Below are 444 nucleotides of genomic sequence, written 5' to 3'. Positions count from 1 at the left end.
GCCCCGTACCTGCGCCTGCACGCGCTCTCCCCCGCCTCCTCGCTCGGCGCCCCGCTGATCTCGCTGGCCCTGGCGGTGGAGACCGGCCCGGGGCGCGGCGCGGCGAAGCTGCTGGTCATCGGCGCGCTGCTGGCGGTGGGCGGCACGGTGACCACGATGGCGATCGGCCGCACCACGCTGCGGCGCGAGGAGGCGGACCGGACGTGAGCGACACCTTGGTCGTGCTGGCTCTGCTGCTGGTGGCGGTTGCCGCCACCGGGGCCGCGCTCACCCGGGACCCGGCCCGGCAGGCGGTGGTGCTCGCCCTGCTCGGGCTGACCCTCACCGTGCTCTTCCCGGTGCTGCAGGCCCCGGACGTGGCGCTCTCCCAGCTCGGGGTCGGCACCGCCGTCCCCCCCCTGCTGATCCTGCTCGCCGTCCGCCAGGTGCGCCGGTTCCGCCGCC

Annotated in this window: 2 protein-coding genes; both read left to right on the top strand. The window is 77.3% G+C overall.

What is annotated here, in order from left to right; translation table 11 throughout:
- Positions 1–207, top strand: a 207-nt coding sequence (locus C7C46_RS33855; RefSeq protein WP_146259356.1) for a monovalent cation/H(+) antiporter subunit G, incomplete at its 5' end; no start/stop codon positions are given.
- The coding region (locus tag C7C46_RS33850; RefSeq protein WP_110673632.1) for a Na(+)/H(+) antiporter subunit B at positions 204–444 on the top strand (241 nt) is incomplete at its 3' end. The genes C7C46_RS33855 and C7C46_RS33850, both read left to right, overlap by 4 nt.

The sequence above is a fragment of the Streptomyces tateyamensis genome (genome assembly GCF_003205575.1).
GTDB lineage: Bacteria > Actinomycetota > Actinomycetes > Streptomycetales > Streptomycetaceae > Kitasatospora > Kitasatospora tateyamensis.
This window is presented reverse-complemented; position numbering and strand designations above follow the sequence as displayed.